Genomic DNA, 22,297 nt, shown 5'->3' with positions numbered 1-22,297 from the left:
GAGCGGGCCGGGTCGGACCGGATGTGCGACGCGCTCAGGTCGTCGGCTTCTCCGTCACGAAGATGGCGGTGCCGGGGAAGAGCCGGCCACGCAGCGGGCTCCACTGGCCCCAGATCCCCTCGTGGCCGGCCGGCCACTCCGGCTCCACCAGGTCGAGCAGGCGGAACCCGGCGCCGACCAGCTCCCGGATGCGGTCGCCCAGCGTGCGGTGCTGCTCGACGTAGGTGGCCACGCCGCGCGCGTCCTGCTCGACGTAGGGGGAGCGGTCGAAGTACGAGTGCACGGCGGTCAGCCCGCCCTCGCCCGGGTCGTCGAGGAAGATCCAGCGCATCGGGTGGGTGACCGAGAAGACCCACCGGCCGCCGGGGCGCAGCACCCGGGCCACCTCGCGCATCGCCGCCGCCGAGTCGTCGACGAACGGGATCGCGCCGAACGCGGTGCAGACCGTGTCGAAGGCGGCGTCGCCGAAGGGCAACGCCAGCGCGTCGGCCTGGACCAGCGGCACGCGTACCCCGCTGCGGTCGGCGGCGTCGGCGGCGTGCCGCAACATGCCGGCGGAGAGGTCCAGCGCGACCGGCCGGGCGCCCTGGGCGGCGAGCCAGCGGGCGGCGGCGGCCGCGCCGGCGCCGAGTTCGAGGATCCGGCGGCCGGTGACGTCGCCGAGCAGTCGCGCGTCGGCCTCGCGCAGCCCTTCCGGGCACCAGACGAAGTCGACGTCACCGAGGAACGTGCCGTGCTCGGCCTGGTAGGCGTCGGCGTCGGTGTCCCACCAGCCGCGGTTGGCCCGGCGGATCTCGGCGGCCCCGACCCGCCGGCGGGTCACCCTGTCGTCGTCCACGGAGTCCACGCTAGGGCCGGTCGGGCGCCGCGTCGCGGGCGGGCCGGCGTGTTGCGGGTGGGGCGGATGTGACGGACGAGACAGGAGTGGCCCCTTACCGCGCGAAATCTCCGCTTTCGCAGCGGATGAGGTCGCACGGACCCGGGAGGGCTTGCACGCTGTGGTAATACAGCGGGTAGGCTAGACGATGCGCTCGCGGATCGTGTGCCTCGGCAGGGAGCAGGTGTGCGGTCACCGGAGCCACTAATGATCTTCTTGCGTCGATCGTTCGGTGTGCCCGGCGACGGATCCGCTGGCGCGGAAGAGTCACCGCGACACCCATGCCCGCTGTGACAACCCATCCGACCGGAGCAACCGCCCACATGACGAGCAGCATCGAGGCCACCTCGAGCGCCAACAAGGTCACGCACGACGATCTCGGCTCTGAGGAAGCATTCCTCGCCGCTATCGACGAGACCATCAAGTACTTCAACGACGGCGACATTGTCGAAGGCACCGTCGTCAAGGTCGATCGGGACGAGGTCCTGCTCGACATCGGCTACAAGACCGAGGGCGTGATCCCCTCTCGGGAGCTGTCGATCAAGCACGACGTGGACCCGGCCGAGGTTGTTTCGGTCGGCGACCACATCGAGGCCCTCGTCCTCCAGAAGGAGGACAAGGAGGGTCGGCTGATCCTCTCCAAGAAGCGGGCGCAGTACGAGCGGGCCTGGGGCACGATCGAGAAGATCAAGGACGAGGACGGGGTCGTCCGCGGCTCGGTCATCGAGGTCGTCAAGGGTGGTCTCATCCTCGACATCGGCCTGCGCGGCTTCCTGCCCGCGTCGCTTGTCGAGATGCGGCGGGTGCGTGACCTCCAGCCGTACGTCGGCCGCGAGCTCGAAGCCAAGATCATCGAGCTGGACAAGAACCGCAACAACGTGGTCCTGTCCCGCCGGGCCTGGCTGGAGCAGACGCAGTCCGAGGTGCGCACCGAGTTCCTCAACAAGCTCCAGAAGGGGCAGGTCCGCAAGGGCGTCGTCTCCTCGATCGTCAACTTCGGCGCGTTCGTCGACCTGGGCGGCGTGGACGGCCTCGTGCACGTCTCCGAGCTGTCCTGGAAGCACATCGACCACCCGTCCGAGGTCGTCGAGGTGGGCCAGGAGGTCGAGGTCGAGGTCCTGGACGTCGACCTGGACCGCGAGCGGGTCTCGCTGTCGCTGAAGGCGACCCAGGAGGACCCGTGGCGTCAGTTCGCCCGCACCCACGCGATCCAGCAGATCGTGCCGGGTAAGGTCACCAAGCTGGTGCCGTTCGGCGCGTTCGTCCGGGTGGACGACGGCATCGAGGGCCTGGTCCACATCTCCGAGCTGGCCGAGCGCCACGTGGAGATCCCGGAGCAGGTCGTGCAGGTCGGCTCCGAGGTCATGGTCAAGGTCATCGACATCGACCTGGAGCGCCGCCGGATCTCGCTGTCGCTCAAGCAGGCCAACGAGGGCTTCGTCGAGGGCGAGGAGCACTTCGACCCGACCCTCTACGGCATGGCCGCGACGTACGACAACGAGGGCAACTACATCTACCCGGAGGGCTTCGACCCGGAGACGGGCGAGTGGCTCGAGGGCTACGACAAGCAGCGCGAGACCTGGGAGAACCAGTACGCCGAGGCGCGTCAGCGCTGGGAGGCCCACACCAAGCAGGTGCAGACCTCCCGCGCCGCCGACGCCGAGGCCGCGGCCAACCCGGCTCCGCCGGCCACCAGCACCACCACCTCGACCTCGTCGGCCCCGAGCCGTCAGGCCGAGGAGCCGGCCGGCACGCTGGCCACCGACGAGGCGCTCGCCGCACTGCGGGAGAAGCTCGCCGGCGGCAAGTGACCGGTCGCTGACGCCGGTTCGTCCATCCGGACGCACCAGCGGCTGCCTCTGACGACGGGCCCCGTCCCCGCGTTCCGCACCAGCGGAGCGCCGGGGGCGGGGCCCGCGTCGTGGACACGTGCGGACGCCGCTCGCGTGCCGTCCCGGTCGACGTGGAGGCGGCGGCCTGTTTGGCATGTGTCCGGTGATCCGGTTGACTGTCCGGATGCTGAAGGTGGGGCTGACGGGCGGGATCGGATCCGGCAAGAGCGCGGTGGCGGCCCGCCTCGCCGCGCTCGGCGCGGTGGTCGTCGACTCGGACCGGATCGCCCGCGAGGTGGTCGCGCCCGGCACCGAAGGGCTGGCCGAGGTGGTCGCCGCGTTCTCCGACCGGGTCCTGGGCCCGGACGGCTCGCTGGACCGGGCCGCGCTGGGCGCGCTGGTCTTCGCCGACGAGTCCGCCCGACGCCGGCTGGAGGCGATCACCCATCCCCGGGTCCGGGCGCGGGCCGCCGCGCTGGTCGCCGCCGCGCCCGCCGACGCGGTGGTGGTCAACGACGTGCCACTGCTGGTCGAGGTCGGGCTCGCACCCACGTACCACCTGGTGCTGGTGGTGCAGACGGCGGTGCCGACCCGGCTGGCGCGGTTGTCCCGGGACCGGGGCATGGACCCGGCCGAGGCCGAGCGGCGGATCGCCGCGCAGGCCGATGACGCCCGCCGGGCGGCGGTGGCGGATGTGCTGCTCACCAACGACGGCACACTGACCGACCTGCACGACGCGGTGGACGACCTCTGGCGGCACCGGTTGCTGCCCTACGAGCGCAACGTCCGCGAGCGGCACGCCGTCCGGGCCGAGCCGTCGACGTTGACCGAGCCGGATCCGACCTGGCCCGCGCAGTACGCCCGGCTGGCCGCGCGGATCCACCACGCGGCCGGTGGCGACCTCCGGGTCGACCACGTCGGCTCCACCGCCGTGCCCGGCCTGGCCGCGCCGGATGTCATCGACATCCAGCTCACCGTCCCCTCGCTGGCGGAGGCGGACGGTCCGCTCGCCGACCGGCTGGCCGAGGCGGGCTTCCCCCGGCTGCCCGGCGAGTGGCGGGACGCGCCGCGTCGCCCCGACCGGGTGCGGTGGGTGAAGCGGCTGCACGGCGGCGCGGACCCGGGTCGCCCGGTGCTGCTGCATCTGCGGGTGGCCGGCTCGGCCGGTTGGCGGTACGCGCTGCTGATGCGCGACCACCTCCGCGCGGACCCGGCGCGCCGGGCCGCGTACCTCCAGGTGAAGCGGGACCTGGTGGCTGCCGCGCCGGACAGCGCGGCGCACGGCACGCTCACCGACCCCTGGTTCGACGAGGAGCACCTGCGCGCCGAGGACTGGGCCGCCCAGACCGGCTGGCACCCCTGACCTCCACCCCTCCCGCCCCGCCGCCCCGCTGGCCCCAGATTCACGGAAAGCGTGCTCATTCCGCGTCGGATGGCCCCACTTTCCGGGAATCTGCGCGCTTCGGCGGGGTGGAGGTGAGGGTGAGGGTGAGGTGGATCCACACGTCTTCGGGGGTGCGTAGTTCCAGGCGGTGGGGCAGTCCGGCCCGGTCCAGCCACCAGCGCAGGCCGCCCGGCACCTCGATGACGTCCACCGCACGGCCTGCGGTCGCGTCCGCCCGGATCCGTAGCGCCGGTCGGTCCGGTGGCCGGGTGCCGGCCCGCAGCGCGGCCTCGAGGAGCCGGTCGAGGGCGTCGGTGGGCGGCCGGGCGGCGGCCGTGAGCAACCCGCCGGGCGTCGGCGGCGGCGTGCCGGGCCCGTCGGGGGACGCCTGCGCGTGGGCCACCCCGCCCGGTCCGGCCCGTCGCAGCGTACGCCGGCCGGTGTCGTCGTCGGTCACCGTGAGGTACGCCGACGGCGTCGACCAGCTCAGCGTGCCCACCCCGTGCAGGGTGGTGGACGGGTCGAGCGGGGCGGCCACGGTCACCGCCGCGCCGCCGGCGCGCCGCAGCCGGGCGGGCAGCCCGGCCAACCGGTCCGCCTCGTCGTCGGTCAGCGGCCGGGGCTGCCCGGCCCGGCCGCCGAGCGCGTCCACCGGGTGCGGGGCGGGCCGGTCGGCACGCTCCAGGTCGACGGTGACCGGCGTGCCGTCGGGCAGCCGCCCGGCCAACCGGTGCAGTCGGGCGTCCCGGTCCAGCCAGAGCGTCGGCCGCGGGTCGCCCGACGGGGCGGCCAGCGGTGCCCGGAGCACGTCCACCGGGACGCCGGCGAGGCTCTCCCGGCGCAGCCAACGGCCGTCCCGCGCGACCGGGTCGAGCCGGTCCGCGCCCAGCCCGAGCAGCAGGTCGCGGACGGCGGCCAACCCTCGGCCGGCCGGCGGTTCGCGGAGCCGCCACCGGTCGGGCGGCGGCACCAGCGGTGGTCGCGCCGGCCTGGGCGGCGCGGCCGGGGCCGGGCGGACCAACAGCGCCGCCGTGGTGGCCTGGACGAGCCCCCGGTCGGCGCCCGCGCCGGGTCCGCCGACGTCCAGGTAGAGCAGCGGCCGGGCCCAGTCGACCCAGCCGAGCAGTTCGATCCGGTCCCGGCCGGCGCCGACCGTGCCCCGGACGCCGGCGCGCAGGTCCCGTACGTTGGTCACCCGCAGCGCGGCCACCCGCTCGGCCTCGTCGGCGGTGAGCGGGCGGTCCGCCGGGCCCGACCGCGGTGGGGACGCGCCGGGCAGCCCGGCGACCAGGAGGGTCGCCGAGGCGGCGGCGGCCAGCACGAGCGAGGCCAGCGCGGCGCGTCGGCGGGTAGGTCGGTCCGGTGGGTCGCCCGCCCCGTCCAGCGCGGGATCGTCGCCCGCTCGGGCGGTGCCGGCCGGTCTCGGGCCGGTCGCGGCGCCGCCGCGCCGCCGGCGGCCGGCCGTGGTGCCGGGCCGGGTCGGGACACTGGTGCGGGATCGGCGGTGGCCTCGGCCGGGCTCGCGCGGCACGTGCTGGTCGGCGTCGCCGCGCGCGGTGACCCGGTGCGGGCGCGGCGGTGCGGGCGGCCGGCCCGGCTCCGGCGGCGGGGTGGACGCGCCGGTGCCGGGCGCGCGGTCACGGCGCGGCCGGCGGTCGGGAGAGGGCTCCACGAGGGGACAACGCGGCTGCGGGGTCACGGGTGACGACGCAGGGGCGCTCGCGGCGGCCGGTGAGCGCCTCTCGGCGCGACCACCATGGGCGCGCACGCCGGTCGTCCCGGGTGCTGCGGCCTTCGGCGCCGGGGGCGGCCGGGCCCCCGCGAGGGAGGCGGCCACCGGCCCGGTCGGCCGCCGCGAGCGGCCTACGGTACGAGGGTAGTCCGGTGAGATGAGCCACACAATGGGAATATCGAAGCCGGTCAGGGACGATCCGTGGTCGGCGGGGAAGTGTCGGACCGCGGGCGTACCGTTGGTGACATGGCGCTCGACATTCCCCGGCTCGACGGCCGCTTCCAGGTGGTCAGCGAGTTCCAGCCGGCCGGCGACCAGCCGGCAGCCATCGACGATCTTGAGCGTCGCGTGCGCCGCGGCGACCGCAACACGGTGCTGCTGGGCGCGACCGGCACCGGCAAGAGCGCCACCACGGCGTGGCTGGTCGAGCGGCTCCAACGGCCCACGCTGGTGCTCGCCCCCAACAAGACGCTCGCCGCCCAGCTCGCCAAGGAGTTCGGCGAGCTGCTGCCGCACAACGCGGTGGAATACTTCGTCTCCTACTACGACTACTACCAGCCCGAGGCCTACATCCCGCAGACCGACACCTACATCGAGAAGGACTCCTCGATCAACGAGGAGGTGGAGCGGCTGCGGCACTCGGCGACCATGTCGCTGCTCACCCGACGCGACGTCATCGTGGTGGCCACCGTGTCGGCGATCTACGGCCTCGGCACGCCGGAGGAATACCTCGACCGCGCGGTGCGGGCCAAGGTGGGGCAGGAGCTCGACCGGGACCAGTTGCTGCGCCGGCTGGTCGACATCCAGTACACCCGCAACGACATGGCCTTCCAACGCGGCACGTTCCGGGTCCGCGGCGACACACTGGAGATCATCCCGGCGTACGAGGAGCTCGCCGTCCGGATCGAGCTGTTCGGCGACGAGATCGAGAAGCTCTACTACCTCAACCCGTTGACCGGGGACGTGGTCCGCGAGGTCGACAGCCTGGTGATCTTCCCGGCCACGCACTACGCCGCCGGCCCGGAGCGGATGGAGCGGGCGATCCGCGACATCGAGGCCGAGCTGGCCGAGCGGCTGGCCGAGCTGGAGCGGCAGGGCAAGCTGCTGGAGGCGCAGCGACTGCGCATGCGCACCACCTACGACATCGAGATGATGCGTCAGGTCGGCTTCTGCTCCGGCATCGAGAACTACTCGATGCACATGGACGGCCGGTTGCCCGGCAGTCCGCCGCACTGTTTGCTCGACTACTTCCCCGACGACTTCCTCACCGTGGTCGACGAGTCGCACGTCACCATCCCGCAGATCGGTGGCATGTACGAGGGCGACGCCTCCCGCAAGCGGATGCTTATCGACCACGGCTTCCGGCTGCCCAGCGCCGCCGACAACCGGCCGCTGCGCTTCGACGAATACCTGGAACGGGTGGGTCAGTCGGTCTTCCTCTCCGCCACCCCGGGCCCGTGGGAGCTGGAGCAGGCCCAGGGCGAGTTCGTCGAGCAGGTGATCCGGCCCACCGGTCTGATCGACCCCGAGGTGGTGGTGAAGCCGACCAAGGGGCAGATCGACGACCTGATGCACGAGATCAAGCTGCGCACCGAGCGCGACGAGCGGGTGCTGGTCACCACGCTGACCAAGAAGATGGCCGAGGACCTCTCCGACTACCTGCTGGAGAACGGCATCCGGGTGCGCTACCTGCACTCCGAGGTGGACACGCTGCGCCGGGTCGAGCTGCTGAGTGAGCTGCGCAAGGGTGACTACGACGTGCTGGTCGGCATCAACCTGCTCCGGGAGGGCCTCGACCTGCCCGAGGTCTCGCTGGTGGCGATCCTCGACGCCGACAAGGAGGGCTTCCTGCGCAGCGGCCGGTCGCTGATCCAGACCATCGGCCGCGCGGCCCGGAACGTCTCCGGCCAGGTCCACATGTACGCCGACAAGATCACCCCGTCGATGGCGTCGGCGATCGACGAGACGAACCGGCGTCGGGCCAAGCAGATCGCGCACAACGAGGCCCACGGCATCAGCCCCGAGCCGCTGCGCAAGAAGATCCACGACATCCTCGACGACATCTACCGCGAGGCGGAGGACACCGAGGCCACCACCGTCGGCGGCGCCGCGCGGCAGCTGTCCCGGGGCAAGGCGCCGGTCAAGGAGACCCGCAGCCGCGGTGGCCGGGGCGGCGCGGCGACCCCGTCCCGGGAGGGGATGGCCCGGGCCGATCTGGCCAACCTCATCCAGGAGCTCAACGACCAGATGCTGGCCGCCGCCCGGGAGCTCCAGTTCGAGCTGGCGGCGCGGATCCGCGACGAGGTCGCCGACCTCAAGAAGGAGTTGCGCGGGATGGACGCGGCCGGGGTGCGGTGAGCGGCCTGCCGGCCGGGAGGGCGGGATGCTGACCGAGGCGGTCGTCGGGCGTCCCGACGCGCGGCTGCGTCCCTGGGTGGACCGGTACCTCGGCTACCGGGAGGACGCGCCGGCGCCGCTGGTGCGCCGCGAGGTGGCCGGCGCGTTCGTGGTGCTGATCCTGGGCTGGGGCGACCCGCTCGACGTGCACGATCCGCGGGGGGCCGGCCGCGGCGTGTCCGGCAACGCGTTCCTGGCCGGCCCGTTCGACGGTTGGTGCGCCACCCGTACCGCCGGCACGGGAGTCGGCGTGCAGGTGGTCCTGACCGCCCCGGCGGCGCGCCGGGTGCTCGGGCTGCCGCTCGGCGAGTTGGCCAACCGGGTGGTCCCGGTCGACCGGGTCGCCGGCTGGCTGACCGACCTGCGGGACGCGCTGGCCGGCGCGGCCGGCTGGGCGGAGCGCTTCGCCCGGCTCGACGCCGCCCTCGCCGCCCGGCTGGCGGCCACCGACCCGGTCGACGGTCGGCTGCGGGCGGCGTGGCGGCGGCTCGACGTCAGCGGGGGAGCGGTCGGCGTCGCCGCGCTGGCCGACGAGATCGGCTGGTCCCGTCGTCACCTGGCGGTCCGGTTCCGTCAGGAGTTCGGGCTGCCGCCGAGGACGGTGGCCCGGCTCCTGCGCTTCGAGCGGGCGTACGCCGGTCTGGGTCGCACGGTGCTCACCGCGCCGGCCGCCGGCGCGGGCGGGGCGGGTTGGGCGGAGCGGGCGGCCCGCTGGGGCTACTACGACCAGTCGCATCTGATCCGGGAGTTCCAGGCGTTCGCCGGGGCCACGCCGGCGGTGCTGGCCCGGCCCGGATCACATCCGTCCTATCCGGGCTGACCGGCGCGCGGCAGGCTGGTGCCATGCGAAGCATCTACCCGGTCCTCCGGTACCCCGACGTCCACGCCGCTGTCGACTTCCTCCGGTCGGCGTTCGGTCTCACGGTCCACGAGCTGCACTCCGGGCCCGACGGCGCGGTGCGCCACGCCCAGCTCGGTCACGGCGACGGCCTCGTCATGGTCGGGCCGGGGCCCGCACCGGCGAGCCGCCCGGCCGACGACGACTACCGCGTCTACCTGGCGGTCGACGACGTGGACGCGCACCACGAGCGGGCCCGCGCGGCCGGCGCGGAAATCGTCAGGTCGCCGTTCGACACCGATTACGGCTCCCGCGACTACGCCGCCCGTGACCTGGTCGGCATGGTCTGGTCGTTCGGCACGTACCGTCCCTGACCCACCCGGCGTCTGTTGCTCTGCGCAAGCGAGGTATTGCCGTGTGTGATGGTCATGCGTACGCTCCCACCCTGGGAGGAGCGCATGCCGATGTCAGCAAGTCCGGTCGTCCGGCGGGTGCGGCTCGGCGTCGAGCTGCGCCGGCTGCGCCGCCGTGAGTCACTGACGCTCGAGCAGGTCTGCGCCCGGCTCGGTTGGGCGTCCACGTCGAAGCTGTCCCGCATCGAGCTGGGGCAGAGCCGGCCGGACCTGGCCGACGTGCTCGACCTGCTCGACGTCTACGCGGTCCCGCCGCACCAGCGGGACGATCTGATCGTCATCGCGCGTGACGCCGCCACCGGGCGTGGCTGGTCCAAGGCGCTGGGCGAGATGGGCGAGCGGCAGCGGGCGTACGCGGAGCTGGAGGCCGGCGCCGAGCGCATCGTGGAATACCAGCCGGCGCTCGTGCCCGGCCTGTTACAGACCCCGGCGTACGCCCGGCTGCGGGTGTCGGCCGGCGCGTCGGTCGCCGACGGGGTGGACGTGGAGGCCGACGTCCGCGCCCGGGCGGTGCGCCAGGAACTGCTGGTCCGGCCGGACCCGCCGCACTACACCGCGTTGATCGACGAGCGGGCCTGCGAGCCGGGCGGCCTGCCGGCCGAGGTGTGGCGGGAGCAACTACGGCATCTGCTGGCGCTGGCCGAGCGGTCGCACGTCACGGTCCGGGTGCTGCCGCGGGACGCCTCGTCCGGCGACGACCTGCACCCGCTGGCGCCGTTCTCCTACTACGCCTATCCGGACCCGGACGATCCACGCACCGTGCTGGTGGAGACGCTCACCACCGACCTGCGCCTGGTCGGCGAGGCGGATGTGGCCCGCTACGAGCAGGTGATCGAGCGGCTGCTCGCGGCGGCGCTGCCGGAGGACGCGACGGCCGAGCTGCTGGCTCGGCGGCTCGGCCCCGCGCCGGTGCCCCGGCCCCGCGATGCGCGCGAGCCGGGGTGAGGGGCGCCGCGCGCCCACCGGGCTGAACCGGGGCCGCCGCGCGCCCACCGGGCCCGGCGCCCCCGTTGCCCGTCGGGACCGGTGACCGCGCGTCGCGCGCAGGCTACGCGTGGGGTACGACAGTTCAGGCCGGCACGTCGACGAAGTGCTCGACCAGCGGCGGGCCGGCGAAGTACGGGCCGATCAGCCCGCGCCACCGCCCGAAGCGCTCGGTCTGCCGGAAGTTCACGTCGTGCGCCTCCACCGAGTCCCACTCGACCAGCAGCACGAACCGGGTGGGCGACTCCACCCCGCGGGTCATCCGCACGGAGCGGCACCCCTGCACCTCGGCGAGGATCGGCCGGGCCTGCGCGTAGGCGGCGGCGAAGTCGTCCTCGTGTCCGGGCGTCACGTCGATCAGCGCGACCTCAAGAACCATGCCCGAAGCCTCCCATGCCCGGCCACCCCCGGTACGCTCCGGGGGCGCTCCGGCGGCGGGGGAGGGACACCCACATGCTCGACTGGCTCACCGGCACCGCGTTCACCGTGTTCGGCGCCGGCACCACCTGGGCGGAGCTGCTCGGCTTCGGCACCGGCGTGGTCAACGTCTGGTTGGTCGCCCGCCAGCACATCGCGAACTGGGCGGTCGGCATCGCCAACGTGCTGCTGCTGATGGTGCTGTTCTGGACCGCCGGCCTGTACGCCGACGCCGGCCTGCAACTCGTCTACGTGGTGCTCGGGATCTACGGCTGGTGGCACTGGCTGTTCGGCGGGGCCCGGCGCAGCCGGCTCACGGTGGCCCGCACCGGGCGGCGGGAGTGGTGGGCGCTGGGCCTGGCCGGGCTGCTGCTCACCGCCGGGCTGTGGGCGCTGCTGGACCGGGCCACCGACTCGACCGTCCCGCTGGCCGATGCGGTCACCACCGCGTTGTCGCTGCTGGCCACCTACGGCCAGACCCGCAAGCTGGTGGAGAGCTGGTGGCTGTGGATCGCCGCCGACCTGATCTACATCCCGCTCTACGCGTACAAGGGGCTGTGGCTGACCGGCGGCCTGTACCTGATCTTCCTGGCCCTCTGCGTGGTGGGGTTGCGGTCCTGGCGGGCGGACCTGCGTCGGCGCGCGGCGGCCACGCCGGTGCCGCCCGGCCCGGCACCGGTGGCTGCGTGAGCGCGAGGAGTGAGCCGGGTCTGCGAGCCCCGCAGTCGCGAACTCTGGTTGCGACGTGAGCGCGACCGGGGCGGGCCCGTGCCGGTTCCGGCACGGCCTGGTGGTCGGCAAGTTCTATCCGCCGCACGCCGGGCACCATGCGCTCGTCGAGGCCGCCGCGGCCCGCTGCGCGGCGGTGACCGTGGTGGTGGCGCCGTCCCGACGCGAGTCGATCCCGCTGGACCTGCGGTTGGCCTGGCTGCGCGAGGTGCACGCCGGCACGCCGTGGGTGCGGTTCGTCGGCCGGTACGACGACCATCCGGTCGACTACGCCGACCCGGCGGTCTGGGACCTGCACTGCGCGGTGTTCGCCGACGCGCTGGGCGGCGAGTCGGTGGACGCCGTCTTCTCCTCCGAGGCGTACGGCGGGGAGCTGGCCCGCCGGTTCGGCGCGGTCGCGGTCGACGTGGATCCGCGGCGGCGGGCGGTACCGGTCTCCGGCACCGCGGTGCGCGCGGACCCGGCGGCGCACTGGCGGTGGCTGAGCGCGCCGGTGCGGGCGTGGCTGGTCCGCCGCGTCGTGGTGGTCGGCGCGGAGTCCACCGGCACCACGACCATGACGCAGGCGCTCGCCGAGCGCTTCCGCACCGCCTGGGTCCCCGAGTACGGCCGTGAGCTGACCGCCCGCAAACTCGCCACGCTGCGCCGCTCCCGACCGGACGCGACCGTCTTCGACGTCACCTGGGACCGGGACGACTTCGTCGAGGTGGTACGCGAGCAGCAGGCCGCCGAGGACGCCGCGGCACGGGTCAGCGGCCCGCTGTTGTGCTGCGACACCGACGCCCGGGCCACCGCGCTCTGGGAGGAGCGCTACCTGGGGTCGTCGTCGGCCGAGGTCCGGGCCGCCGCCGGCCGCCCGGCGCTCTATCTGCTCACCGACCACGAGGGGGTGCCCTTCGCCGACGACGGCCTGCGCGACGGGGAACACCTGCGGGCGTGGATGACCGGGCGGTTCCGCGTGGAGCTGGCCGCCAGCGGGGTGCCGGTGGTGGAGCTGCGCGGCACGCACGAGGAGCGGCTGGCCACGGCGGTCGCCGCGGTCGAGGATCTGCTCGCCGCCGGGTGGGCGTTCACCGACCCGCTGCTGCCCGCCCACTGAGGCCCCTCGTCCGCACCGCACCGGAGTGTGCCGGGCGCGCCGGCACCCGGCGGTGCTGCCCGCATCCGAGAGCCGCTGGCGCGAGGAGGGTAAGGCTAGCCTCCTAGGACGTCCCGCGAATACGTGAGGAGCGGCACCCGATGACGGCAGATCGGCGCCCGGAGATGCGCTACCGGGCCGGCATGGTGAACAATGGCGGCCGAGGAGGGGAGTATTCCCCCGTGACGGAGTCGTCAGCACGGAAGAGCGCCAGCACCCCCGGTCGCTCGACCCGGCTCCGTCGGTCGGAGTCCACCCGGGCGCCGGCGGAAGAGACCTCCGACAGTCACCACAGTCAGCGTCGACGCACCCCGGCCCAACACCCGGCGTACGGTGTGCCCGACGCTGCGTGTCTGCCGGAGGATGGATTTGAACGTGTCCGCATTGGTGTGGGCGGTAACCCTGACCGCGATGATCGCGGTCCTGCTCGCCGACCTGTTCATCATCGGCCGCCGCCCGCACGAGCCCAGCGTCCGCGAGTCCAGCCTGTGGGTCGGCTTCTACGTGGTGCTGGCGCTGCTCTTCGGCGTGGTGCTCTGGGTGACGGCCGGGCCGAGCGTGGCCGGCCAGTTCTACACCGGCTGGCTGACCGAATACAGCCTCTCGGTGGACAATCTCTTCGTCTTCGTGATCATCATGGCCCGCTTCGGGGTGCCCCGGCAGTACCAGCAGAAGGTGCTGCTCATCGGCATCCTGTTGGCGCTGGTGATGCGCGGTGGGTTCATCGCCGCCGGCGCGGCGCTGATCTCCCAGTTCTCCTGGGTGTTCTACATCTTCGGCGCGTTCCTGATCTACACGGCGGTGAACCTGGCCCGACAGGGCGAGCCGGACGAGGACGAGTTCAGCGAGAACCTGTTGATCCGGTGGAGCCGCAAGGCGCTGCCGCTGTCCCGGGACTTCGACGGGGCGAAGATGACCACCCGGGAGAACGGGCGGCGACTGTTCACCCCGATGCTGATCGTGATGATCGCGATCGGCACCACCGACCTCATCTTCGCGCTCGACTCGATCCCGGCGATCTTCGGGATCACCCAGGAGCCGTACCTGGTGTTCACCGCGAACGTCTTCGCGCTGATGGGGCTGCGGCAGCTCTACTTCCTGCTGGGCGGTCTGCTGGACCGGCTCATCTACCTCAGCTACGGGCTGGCCGTGGTGCTCGGCTTCATCGGCGTGAAGCTGGTGCTGGAGGCGTTGGCCGACAACAACCTGCCGTTCATCAACGGCGGTGAGCACGTGGCGTGGGCGCCGCACATCCCGATCTGGCTCTCGCTGACGGTCATCCTCGGCACGCTGGCCGTGGCCACGGTGGCGAGCCTGGCCAAGTCGTCGCGGGACCGGCGCCGGGAACTGGCCGAGGCGCGTCGCTGACCGCGCCGGTGTCCGGGGCGGACACGCCCCGGACACCGGGTCAGACGCGGTGCGCGCCGACCAGGGTGGCGACCCGGTCCGGGGGCAGTTCCTCCTCGACCACCCGGCGGGTGAGGTAGCAGGCGTGCAGCATCCGGCGCCGGCCGCCGTGCGGCTCGGCCGTGACGATCCCGACGTGGTGGATGCGCCGGCCGGGGCGGGCGAAGAAGTAGAGGTCGCCGGGGCGCTCGTCGTCCAGCGCCAGCGGCGTGGTCGCCTCGGCCTGGTCGTCCGCGTCGCGGGGCAGCGTGACGCCGTACCGCCGCCAGGCCAGGTGCACCAGACCGGAGCAGTCGATGCCGTCGGTGGACAGGCCGCCCCAGATGTAGACCAGGTCGCGCAGCCGCTCGGCGACCGCGAGCACCTCCTTGGCCTGGGGCCGCTCGGCGGGCAGCGGCACCAGGTCGCCCTCCGGGGCCCAGAGCGGCTCGACCCGCCCGGGCGCCCGGACCGGCCGCCAGCCGTCCGCCGGCCGGCCGGCGGAGGTGAGGTGGGTGCCCAGGGTCACCCCGGTGAGCGCCGGCGACCCGCCGGCGGCCTCGTGCAGTGTGGTCCGGCGGACGTCGACCACCAACGCGGACCCGGTCGGACCGGTGTCGGCGGGCGCGGCCAGGTGGGCCGACCGCATCCAGCCCGGGTAGCCGCGAGGGTCCAGCTTGGCGGCGGGCTGCCCGAGGGCGACCACCCGGACCCAGCCGTCCGGCCCGGCCCCGGTGACCAGCACCGGCTCGCCGAGCAGCAACTGGGTCAGGACGCAGTCGCCGACCCACTGGTCGCGATCCATCCCGGCAACCCAGGCGGCGACGTCGGGGCGGTCGCGCAGGGCGGGTCCGTCGATCGGGCGGACCGCGTCGGGGTCTGCCCACAGGGTCGCCACCGGGACCCGTACCACGGCCTGGTGGCCCGGTTGAGGCGTCATCCGCACCCCTCCTCCCACGCTCCTGTGGGGGACCCTATGAAAAAATCCAACCTCACTCAACCGTGGCGCTGAACTTTAGCTTCATTCACGTCGGCGATGCCGAGCCCCGGGGCGTCCGGCAGCAGCACGTCCGCGCCCTCGTACCGGAGCCCGCCGGTGACCGGCGACCAGGCCAGCCACCAGGCGGCGTCGAGATCCGACACGGCGGTGGTGCCGTGCGCGGCGGCCAGGCTGGCCGCGGCGCCCACGCCGACCGGACCCTCCATCATCGAGCCGACGATCGTGCCCATGCCGTGCGCGGCGGCCAGGTCCAGCAGCGTGCGGGCCGGTTGCAGGCCGCCGCACTTGGCCAGCTTCACGTTGACCATGTCGGCCGCCCGACGGCGGATCACCTCGACCAGGTCGCGCACGTCGAAGACCGACTCGTCGGCGAGGATGGGCACCGCCACCCGGTCGCTGACCCAGGCCAGCCCGTCCAGGTCACGGCGGTGCACCGGCTGCTCGACCAGCTCGACGTCGAGCCCGGCGTCCTCGATGCCGCGGATCACCCGGACCGCCTCGCGCGGCGTCCAGCCCTGGTTGGCGTCCAGCCGGATCCGCGCGTCCGGGCCGACGGCGGCGCGCACCGCGCGGACCCGGTCCAGGTCGCCGTGGGCGTCGGTGCCGACCTTGAGCTTCAGCACCGTGAAACCCTCGGCCCGGCGCCGACCGGCCGCCGCGGCCAGGTCGACCGCGTCGCCGGCGGCCAGCGTGACGTCCGTCGGGACGCGCAGCGCGGTGCCGCCGAGCAACCGCACCAGGGGTACGCCGAGCCGCCGCGCGGCCAGGTCGTGCAGCGCCACGTCGACGGCCGCCTTCGCCGACTCGTTGCCCACCACGGCCCGGCGCACCTGTCGGCAGCGGGCCTGGAGGTCGTCCGCGTCGCGACCGGTCAGCAGCGGGGTGAGCAGTTCGCGGACGCACGCCTCGGCGCCGCCGATCGACGCGCCGGTGACCTGCCAGACCTGCGGGGCCTCGCCGAACCCGGACCGGCCGTCGCTGTCGATCACCTCGACGATCAGGGTCTCCACGGAGGTGGTGCTCCGCAGCGCGGTGACGAACGGGGTGTGTAAGGGGGCCGAGAGCCGGTGGGTGCGTACCGCCGCGATCGTCATGTGGGGCACCCTATAGGCACTGGTGGCGAGCAGGGGAGGGCCGATGACCGGGCGGGACTGGGAGCTGGTGGGCGCGCCGAACGCCCGTGACCTGGGCGGGCTGCCGACGACCGACGGGCGGCGGGTCCGTGCCGGGCGGCTCGTCCGGACCGCGGCGCTGGGCCGGCTGACCGACGACGATCTGCCGGTGCTGGGCAAGCTCGGCACGGCCTGCGTGGTGGACCTGCGCGCCGTGCAGGAGCAGGAGGTGGCGCCGCCGGACCGGCTGGTGGGCGCGCCCCGCGTGGTGCACCTGCCGGTGTACGACGCGGCCCACCCGGTGTTCACCTACGTCTCGGCCGTGTTGCAGGGGCACGACCTGGCGGCGTACGCGGAGTTGGCCCGCGAGGGCATGCCGGGGGCGATGACGGCGATCTACCGCTGGTTCGTCACCGGGGAACCGGCGCGGGCGGGGTTCGGCGCGGCGGTGCGGCTGGCCGCGGACGGCGCGAACCTGCCGTTGCTGTTCCACTGCTCCGCCGGCAAGGACCGCACCGGATGGCTGTCGGTGGTGCTGCTGACCGCGCTGGGCGTGCCGGAACCGGCGATCCGGGCCGACTACCTGCGGCACAACGAGCTGACCGAGAGCCTGCGCGAGGTGCTGCTGACGGCGATGACGCGCCGTCGGCCGGACCTCGACCCGGCGGTGGCCCGGCCACTGCTGGAGGTGCGCGCGGAGTACCTGGACGCCGCGTACGACGAGGTGCGCCGGGCGCACGGCTCGTTCGAGGCGTACCTGCGCGACGGGCTGGGCGTGACCGACGAGGTCCGGGCGGGGCTGCGGGAGCAGTTGCTGGAGTAGCGGCTCAGCCGGCCAGCTCGTGCCGGGCGTCCCACACCCGCGCGGAGACGTGCGCGATGAGCCGGCACGCGTCGTCCTCGACCTGCTCGCCGTCCGCGCCGCCGTCGGCCAGGTCGGTGGTCGTGCACACCACGATCGCGTACGGCGGCGCGTCGTCCGGGAAGACCACGCCGGCGCCGTGGCGGACGCCGCGTACCCAGCCGTTCTTGTGCGCGATGCGGGTGCCGTCGGGCAGCCCGGCGGCCAGGTCCTCACGGTGTTCCTGGGCGACGAGCACGTCGAGCATGGCGGCGCAGCCGGCCGGCGAGGCGAGTGGGCCGGGCCGGCTCGCGCCCAGCGCCAGCTCGCCGAGGAGGGCGGCCAGGTCGGCGGCGGTGACCAGGTTGTCGATGCCGGCGTCGCGGGCGGCGAAGTCCTCGATGCCGCGGCCGGTGACGCTGTGCCGCGCGCCGGCCCGCGCCCAGGCCTCCGCCACGGCGGGCAGCCCGACCTGGCCGACGCACAGGTTCGTGGCCAGGTTGCTGGACCGGATGATCATGCGTTCGGCGAGCCAGCGCAGCGGCGCGGTACCGCCGACGGCGTCCCAGACCGCCTCGTCGTTGTCGTAGTCGCGGGCGTTGGCGAAGCGGGGCGCGCCGGGCTGGGCGGAGTCGAACGCGTTGCGCACCGGCACCGCCGCGTCCAGGTCGAGCCGGCCGGCCTCGGCGGCCCGGTGCAGCGCCACCAGCACGGCCACCTTCATGGTGCTCGCCGCGTAGTGGGTGGCGTCGGCCTGTCGGGTCCAGACGGGCCGGGCGCCGGGACGTCCCACGTACGCGGAGACGGTGCCGGGCACCCGGTCCAGGTGCGCGTCGAGCTCGTCCCAGATCATGGGCCGACCGTAGCCGATCTTCTCGACGCGCGGGGCTGCGGCGCGGCCGGTACGGCGTTAACGTGCCAGGATGGCGACCGCTTTGTACGACGACATCGCCGACTGGTACGAGGAGTACGCCACGGTCGGTTCGGCGACCTACATGGACCGGGTCCAGTCGGTGCTGGCGGAGCTGTTGGGCGGCGGCCCGGGTCGCTGTCTGGACCTGTGCTGCGGCACCGGGGCGCACGCCGCCGAGCTGGCCCGGCTCGGCTGGACGCCGGTCGGCGTGGACCTGTCGGCCGGGCAGCTCCGCCACGCCCGGGCCCGGCTGCCGGTGGCCCGCGCCGACGCGACCGCGCTGCCGCTGGCCGACGGCGCGGTGCCGGCCGCGGTCTGCGTGCTGGCGCACACCGACATGCCGGACTATCCGGCGGCGGTCGCGGAGATGGCCCGGGTGCTGGCACCGGGCGGCCGGCTGGTGCACGTCGGGGTGCATCCGTGCTTCTGTGGCGCGTTCGCCGACCGGTCCGACCCGGAGCGGGTCGTGATCGACGGCGGTTACGCCGAGCCGGAGCACACCTTCCGGTCCTGGAACTCGCACGGGGTGCGGGCCCGGGTGGGCGCCTGGCACCTGCCGCTGGCCGACCTGCTCACCGCCGTCACCGCCGCCGGCCTGGTGCTCGACCGGGTGGTCGAGTCCGGCTCCGCCCCGATCCCCGACGTCCTCGCCCTCCAGGCCACCAAGCCCGCCTGACCCCCACCCGACGGGGGAGACGGCGGAGCCCGGTCCGCCAGGGGGCGGGCCGGGCTCCGGTGGTGTGCGGGGTGGGTCAGCCGGCGTGCTTGCGGCGGGCGGCCATCCGGCCCCGCTGCGTCTGGTCGAGGATCACCTTGCGGATGCGCACCGCGGTCGGGGTGACCTCGACGCACTCGTCCTCGCGGCAGAACTCGAGGGCCTGTTCCAGCGACAGCTTGCGCGGCGGGATCAGCTTCTCGGTCTCGTCGGAGGTCGACGCCCGCATGTTGGTGAGCTTCTTCTCCTTGGTGATGTTGACGTCCATGTCGTCGGAGCGGGAGTTCTCCCCGACGATCATGCCCTCGTACACCTCGGTGGTCGGCTCGACGAAGAGCTGGCCCCGCTCCTGCAGGTTGATCATCGCGAACGAGGTGACCGCGCCCGCCCGGTCGGCGACCAGCGAGCCGTTGTTGCGGGTACGCAGCTCACCGAACCACGGCTCGTACGACTCGAAGACGTGGTGCAGGATGCCGGTGCCCCGGGTGTCGGTGAGGAACTCGGTGCGGAAGCCGATCAGGCCGCGCGCCGGGACCAGCCACTCCATCCGGATCCAGCCGGTGCCGTGGTTGACCAGCTGCTCCATCCGGCCCTTGCGGGTGGCGAGGAGCTGGGTGATCGCGCCGAGGTACTCCTCCGGGGCGTCGATGGTCAGCCGCTCGACCGGCTCGCAGGTCCTGCCGTCGATCTCCCTGGTGACCACCTGCGGCTTGCCGACGGTCAGCTCGTAGGACTCGCGGCGCATCTGCTCGACCAGGATCGCCAGGGCCAGCTCACCGCGGCCCTGCACCTCCCAGGCGTCCGGCCGCTCGGTGGGCAGCACCCGCAGCGACACGTTGCCGACCAGCTCCTTGTCGAGCCGGTCCTTGACCATCCGCGCGGTGACCTTGGCACCCTTGACCCGGCCGACCAGCGGCGAGGTGTTGGTGCCGATGGTCATCGAGATGGCCGGCTCGTCCACCGTGATCAGCGGCAGCGGGACCGGGTTCTCGGCGTCGGCGAGCGTCTCGCCGATCATGATCTCCGGGATGCCGGCGACCGCGATGATGTCGCCCGGCCCGGCGGACTCGGCGGGCTTGCGCTCCAGGCCCTCGGTCATCAGCAGCTCGGAGATGCGGACCCGCTGGGTGCTGCCGTCGGTACGGCACCAGGCCACGGTCTGACCCTTGCTGATCGTGCCCTGGCGGACCCGGCACAGCGCGAGCCGGCCCAGGAACGGCGAGGCGTCGAGGTTGGTGACGTGCGCCTGGAGCGGCGCGTCCTCGTCGAACGCGGGGGCCGGGATGGTGTCCAGCAGGGTACGGAACAGCGGCTCCAGGCTGGTGCTGTCGTCCGGGATCGCGCCGTCGGCCGGCTGGGTCAGCGAGGCGATGCCGTCGCGGGCGCAGGCGTAGACGATCGGGAAGTCGATCTGCTCCTCGTCGGCGTCCAGGTCGAGGAAGAGCTCGTAGGTGTCGTCCACGACCTCCTTGATCCGGGCGTCCGGGCGGTCCACCTTGTTGATCACCAGGATGATCGGCAGCCGGGCGCGCAGCGCCTTGCGGAGCACGAACCGGGTCTGCGGCAGGGGGCCCTCGCTGGCGTCGACCAGCAGCACCACGCCGTCGACCATGGTCAGGCCGCGCTCGACCTCACCACCGAAGTCGGCGTGGCCGGGGGTGTCGATGATGTTGATGGTGACCGGGTCGCCGTCCGCCGGCAGGTATCGCACGCCGGTGTTCTTGGCGAGGATGGTGATGCCCTTCTCCCGCTCGAGGTCCATCGAGTCCATGACCCGCTCGGTGTCCTCGCCGCGGGCGCCGTAGGCGCCGGCCTGCCGCAACATGGCGTCGACCAGGGTCGTCTTGCCGTGGTCGACGTGGGCGATGATGGCGACGTTGCGGAGGTCGGTGCGAAGCTGCATACCCTCCATACTCCTGTCTGCGGTTGCCGGGGCACGCCTCGGGGTCACCCCGAGATGGCCCGGATCTGTGTCGAAAGTGCTGGGCCGACCGTTCCAGCCACTGGCATGCTGGCTCCCGTGCGGGGTGCCGAATGCCTGATCTGCTGAACTGGCTGCAGGAGCTGCCGCCCCTGCTGATCTACCTGGTCGCCGCGATGATCGTCGCGGGCGAGACCGCGGTGATCTTCGGGCTGCTGGTGCCGGGCGAGGCGACCCTGCTGCTGGTCGGCTTCCTAGCGTACGCGGGGACGCTACGGCTCGCCCCCGCGCTGGCGGCGATGGTGGCCGCCGCCGTGATCGGAGACACACTCGCCTACCGGGCCGGGCGGCGTCACGGGCCGCGGCTGCGCGCCTCCGGGCTCGGCGCCCGGATCGGCCCGCACCGGTGGCGACGCGCCGAGGAGTTGCTGGACCGGCTGGGCGGGCGCGGCATGATGGCCGCGCGCTGGGTCGCGTTCGCCCGCACGCTGGCGCCCCGGCTGGCCGGCGGCGCCGGGATGTCGTACCGGCGGTTCGCGCCGTGGAACCTGGCCGGGGTGGTGAGCTGGGTCGGCGCGTCCGTGCTGGCCGGTTATCTGGCCGGCGAGTCGTACCGGCGGGTGTCGGACCTGCTCGGCCGCGCCACCGGCGCGGTGCTGATGCTGCTGCTGTGCCTGCTCGGCGTGGTGCTGGCCGGCCGTTGGCTCGGGCGCAATCCGGACCCGGCCCGGGCGTTGGCGGCCCGCGCCGCCGCGCTGCCACCGCTGCGCTGGCTCCGGGCCCGGTACGGGGTGTTGTTCCTCCTGCTCGGCATGCGCGTCGGTCCGGTCGGCGCGTGGCTGGTCAACCTGGCGTTCGGGCTGGCGCTGCTGTTCGCCGCCGGGCTGGCGGTGGCGGCCCTACTGGCGGCGGTGGTCCGGCACAGCGGGCTCGGGGTGCTCGACGGGCTGGTCGGCGACTGGTTCGCCGCCCGGCGTACCCCGGGGGTGGCGGACGCGGCGCTGGCCCTCGTGTCGGTGCTGCGCGGCTGGGTGTTGATCACCGCGGTGGCCCTGGTGGCGGCGGTGGTGGCCCGGCGGCACCGGCCCTGGCGGGCGGACCTGCTCGGGGTGGTCGGCACGGTCGGTGCGGCGGTGCCCTTGGTGCTGCTGGTGGGGGTGGTCGACCTGACCGGTCCGGGCGTCCCGGAGCGGGTCCGGGACCTGTTCCCCGGCCAGAACGCGGTGGTGACGGCGAGTTTCGGCACGCTGGCCTGGCTGCTGGCGCGCGGCGCGCGCTGGCCGGTCGGGGTGGCGGTCTGGACGGTCGCTTCGGCCGGGGTGGTGGCGGTCACCGGCGCGCGGCTCTACCTGGGCTGGAGCGCGGCCAGCGGCACCGCCTCGTCGGTGCTGCTGGGCGCCGCCTGGACCGCCGTGTTCGTGATCGCCTGGTCGACCCGGAACCGGGCGGCGAGCGGGGACGGCCGGCTCGACCCGGCTGCGGGCGTCGACCCGTCCGACCCGGCTGCGGGCGTCGACCGGTCCACCCTGGCGGCGGGTGCTGATCCCGCCAACCCGGCGGACGCCGGCCCGGACGGCCCGGACGCGGGAGAGGGGCCGCCGCGGCCCCGGGCGCACCGGCCGGCGTCGCGGGGGCCCCGGACCCCCGTCGATCCCTGCTAGGGTGCGC

General features: G+C 74.0%; 19 protein-coding genes. 12 read left to right on the top strand and 7 right to left on the bottom strand.

From position 1 onward, the window contains the following. Window positions 1-34: 34 nt before the first annotated feature. The gene (locus TPA0908_RS08760; RefSeq protein ID WP_281936412.1) at window positions 35-838 is read right to left on the bottom strand and encodes a class I SAM-dependent methyltransferase; all 804 of its coding nucleotides are present in this window, start codon (window positions 836-838) and stop codon (window positions 35-37) included. 320 nt (window positions 839-1,158) lie between these two features. Here TPA0908_RS08760 and rpsA point away from each other — a divergent pair, with 320 nt between their 5' ends. Both rpsA and coaE read left to right on the top strand, forming a co-directional pair. Continuing rightward, the gene (rpsA, locus tag TPA0908_RS08755) at window positions 1,159-2,688 is read left to right on the top strand and encodes a 30S ribosomal protein S1 (RefSeq protein WP_107157503.1); all 1,530 of its coding nucleotides are present in this window, start codon (window positions 1,159-1,161) and stop codon (window positions 2,686-2,688) included. A gap of 205 nt (window positions 2,689-2,893) precedes the next feature. Continuing rightward, on the top strand, window positions 2,894-4,072 hold the full coding sequence (coaE, locus tag TPA0908_RS08750; RefSeq protein WP_281938488.1) for a dephospho-CoA kinase: 1,179 nt from the start codon (window positions 2,894-2,896) through the stop codon (window positions 4,070-4,072). A gap of 55 nt (window positions 4,073-4,127) precedes the next feature. On the opposite strand, the gene TPA0908_RS08745 is transcribed toward coaE, so the two are convergent. Continuing rightward, the gene (locus TPA0908_RS08745) at window positions 4,128-5,765 is read right to left on the bottom strand and encodes a hypothetical protein (RefSeq protein ID WP_281936411.1); all 1,638 of its coding nucleotides are present in this window, start codon (window positions 5,763-5,765) and stop codon (window positions 4,128-4,130) included. 306 nt (window positions 5,766-6,071) lie between these two features. Between TPA0908_RS08745 and uvrB the strand changes: the two genes are divergently transcribed. The 4 genes from uvrB (at window position 6,072) to TPA0908_RS08725 (ending at window position 10,418) form a co-directional block, all read left to right on the top strand. Next, window positions 6,072-8,183, top strand: coding sequence for an excinuclease ABC subunit UvrB (gene uvrB, locus TPA0908_RS08740; RefSeq protein WP_281936410.1), 2,112 nt, complete (start codon window positions 6,072-6,074; stop codon window positions 8,181-8,183). A gap of 25 nt (window positions 8,184-8,208) precedes the next feature. Then, window positions 8,209-9,042, top strand: coding sequence for a helix-turn-helix domain-containing protein (locus tag TPA0908_RS08735; protein ID WP_281936409.1), 834 nt, complete (start codon window positions 8,209-8,211; stop codon window positions 9,040-9,042). 23 nt (window positions 9,043-9,065) lie between these two features. Beyond that, window positions 9,066-9,434, top strand: a complete 369-nt coding sequence (locus tag TPA0908_RS08730) for a VOC family protein (RefSeq protein ID WP_281936408.1) — start codon at window positions 9,066-9,068, stop codon at window positions 9,432-9,434. Between the two features lie 84 nt (window positions 9,435-9,518). Then, complete coding sequence (locus tag TPA0908_RS08725) at window positions 9,519-10,418, top strand: DUF5753 domain-containing protein (protein ID WP_281936407.1); 900 nt, start codon at window positions 9,519-9,521, stop codon at window positions 10,416-10,418. Window positions 10,419-10,542: 124 nt separating this feature from the next. Here TPA0908_RS08725 and TPA0908_RS08720 read toward each other — a convergent pair whose 3' ends face one another. Continuing rightward, window positions 10,543-10,836, bottom strand: a complete 294-nt coding sequence (locus TPA0908_RS08720) for an antibiotic biosynthesis monooxygenase family protein (RefSeq protein ID WP_281936406.1) — start codon at window positions 10,834-10,836, stop codon at window positions 10,543-10,545. A gap of 74 nt (window positions 10,837-10,910) precedes the next feature. Here TPA0908_RS08720 and pnuC point away from each other — a divergent pair, with 74 nt between their 5' ends. The 3 genes from pnuC to TPA0908_RS08705 all read left to right on the top strand — a co-directional run bounded on the left by pnuC (window position 10,911) and on the right by TPA0908_RS08705 (window position 14,109). Beyond that, complete coding sequence (pnuC, locus tag TPA0908_RS08715) at window positions 10,911-11,564, top strand: nicotinamide riboside transporter PnuC (RefSeq protein WP_281936405.1); 654 nt, start codon at window positions 10,911-10,913, stop codon at window positions 11,562-11,564. A gap of 55 nt (window positions 11,565-11,619) precedes the next feature. Continuing rightward, window positions 11,620-12,702, top strand: a complete 1,083-nt coding sequence (locus TPA0908_RS08710) for an AAA family ATPase (RefSeq protein ID WP_281936404.1) — start codon at window positions 11,620-11,622, stop codon at window positions 12,700-12,702. Between the two features lie 408 nt (window positions 12,703-13,110). Further along, window positions 13,111-14,109 carry a TerC family protein gene (locus TPA0908_RS08705; RefSeq protein ID WP_281936403.1) on the top strand — a complete coding sequence of 333 codons (999 nt, stop codon included), beginning with the start codon at window positions 13,111-13,113 and terminating at the stop codon, window positions 14,107-14,109. Between the two features lie 40 nt (window positions 14,110-14,149). On the opposite strand, the gene TPA0908_RS08700 is transcribed toward TPA0908_RS08705, so the two are convergent. Together TPA0908_RS08700 and TPA0908_RS08695 are read right to left on the bottom strand one after the other, a co-directional pair. Then, entirely contained in the window at window positions 14,150-15,067 is a 918-nt protein-coding gene (locus TPA0908_RS08700) for a C40 family peptidase (RefSeq protein WP_281936402.1), read from the bottom strand. A gap of 56 nt (window positions 15,068-15,123) precedes the next feature. After that, on the bottom strand, window positions 15,124-16,221 hold the full coding sequence (locus TPA0908_RS08695; RefSeq protein ID WP_281936401.1) for a mandelate racemase/muconate lactonizing enzyme family protein: 1,098 nt from the start codon (window positions 16,219-16,221) through the stop codon (window positions 15,124-15,126). A 43-nt stretch (window positions 16,222-16,264) separates the two neighbouring features. Here TPA0908_RS08695 and TPA0908_RS08690 point away from each other — a divergent pair, with 43 nt between their 5' ends. After that, window positions 16,265-17,062: a tyrosine-protein phosphatase gene (locus TPA0908_RS08690; RefSeq protein ID WP_281936400.1), complete on the top strand. Its 798-nt coding sequence runs from the start codon at window positions 16,265-16,267 to the stop codon at window positions 17,060-17,062. Between the two features lie 4 nt (window positions 17,063-17,066). Here TPA0908_RS08690 and TPA0908_RS08685 read toward each other — a convergent pair whose 3' ends face one another. Next, window positions 17,067-17,933: a serine hydrolase gene (locus tag TPA0908_RS08685; RefSeq protein ID WP_281936399.1), complete on the bottom strand. Its 867-nt coding sequence runs from the start codon at window positions 17,931-17,933 to the stop codon at window positions 17,067-17,069. A gap of 70 nt (window positions 17,934-18,003) precedes the next feature. On the opposite strand from TPA0908_RS08685, the gene TPA0908_RS08680 reads away from it, so the two are divergent. Further along, window positions 18,004-18,669 (top strand): class I SAM-dependent methyltransferase, encoded by a 666-nt coding sequence (locus tag TPA0908_RS08680; protein ID WP_281936398.1) that lies wholly within the window; start codon window positions 18,004-18,006, stop codon window positions 18,667-18,669. Between the two features lie 76 nt (window positions 18,670-18,745). On the opposite strand, the gene typA is transcribed toward TPA0908_RS08680, so the two are convergent. Beyond that, window positions 18,746-20,611, bottom strand: a complete 1,866-nt coding sequence (gene typA / locus TPA0908_RS08675) for a translational GTPase TypA (protein WP_281936397.1) — start codon at window positions 20,609-20,611, stop codon at window positions 18,746-18,748. Between the two features lie 131 nt (window positions 20,612-20,742). On the opposite strand from typA, the gene TPA0908_RS08670 reads away from it, so the two are divergent. After that, window positions 20,743-22,290 (top strand): DedA family protein, encoded by a 1,548-nt coding sequence (locus TPA0908_RS08670; RefSeq protein WP_281936396.1) that lies wholly within the window; start codon window positions 20,743-20,745, stop codon window positions 22,288-22,290. Window positions 22,291-22,297 lie beyond the last annotated feature (7 nt).

The organism is Micromonospora sp. AKA38 (assembly GCF_027925725.1).
Lineage (GTDB): Bacteria > Actinomycetota > Actinomycetes > Mycobacteriales > Micromonosporaceae > Micromonospora.
Note: the sequence above shows the minus strand (reverse complement) of the source record. Positions and strands in the feature narration are given on the sequence as shown.

Coding starts and splice junctions, on each gene's coding strand:
- TPA0908_RS08700 (WP_281936402.1), bottom strand. CDS start 15,067: ATGACGCCTCAACCGGGCCACCAGGCCGTGGTACGGGTCCCGGTGGCG.
- TPA0908_RS08725 (WP_281936407.1), top strand. CDS start 9,519: ATGCCGATGTCAGCAAGTCCGGTCGTCCGGCGGGTGCGGCTCGGCGTC.
- typA (WP_281936397.1), bottom strand. CDS start 20,611: ATGCAGCTTCGCACCGACCTCCGCAACGTCGCCATCATCGCCCACGTC.
- rpsA (WP_107157503.1), top strand. CDS start 1,159: ATGCCCGCTGTGACAACCCATCCGACCGGAGCAACCGCCCACATGACG.
- TPA0908_RS08720 (WP_281936406.1), bottom strand. CDS start 10,836: ATGGTTCTTGAGGTCGCGCTGATCGACGTGACGCCCGGACACGAGGAC.
- coaE (WP_281938488.1), top strand. CDS start 2,894: ATGCTGAAGGTGGGGCTGACGGGCGGGATCGGATCCGGCAAGAGCGCG.
- TPA0908_RS08735 (WP_281936409.1), top strand. CDS start 8,209: ATGCTGACCGAGGCGGTCGTCGGGCGTCCCGACGCGCGGCTGCGTCCC.
- TPA0908_RS08730 (WP_281936408.1), top strand. CDS start 9,066: ATGCGAAGCATCTACCCGGTCCTCCGGTACCCCGACGTCCACGCCGCT.
- uvrB (WP_281936410.1), top strand. CDS start 6,072: ATGGCGCTCGACATTCCCCGGCTCGACGGCCGCTTCCAGGTGGTCAGC.
- TPA0908_RS08670 (WP_281936396.1), top strand. CDS start 20,743: ATGCCTGATCTGCTGAACTGGCTGCAGGAGCTGCCGCCCCTGCTGATC.
- TPA0908_RS08695 (WP_281936401.1), bottom strand. CDS start 16,221: ATGACGATCGCGGCGGTACGCACCCACCGGCTCTCGGCCCCCTTACAC.
- TPA0908_RS08685 (WP_281936399.1), bottom strand. CDS start 17,933: ATGATCTGGGACGAGCTCGACGCGCACCTGGACCGGGTGCCCGGCACC.
- pnuC (WP_281936405.1), top strand. CDS start 10,911: ATGCTCGACTGGCTCACCGGCACCGCGTTCACCGTGTTCGGCGCCGGC.
- TPA0908_RS08680 (WP_281936398.1), top strand. CDS start 18,004: ATGGCGACCGCTTTGTACGACGACATCGCCGACTGGTACGAGGAGTAC.
- TPA0908_RS08690 (WP_281936400.1), top strand. CDS start 16,265: ATGACCGGGCGGGACTGGGAGCTGGTGGGCGCGCCGAACGCCCGTGAC.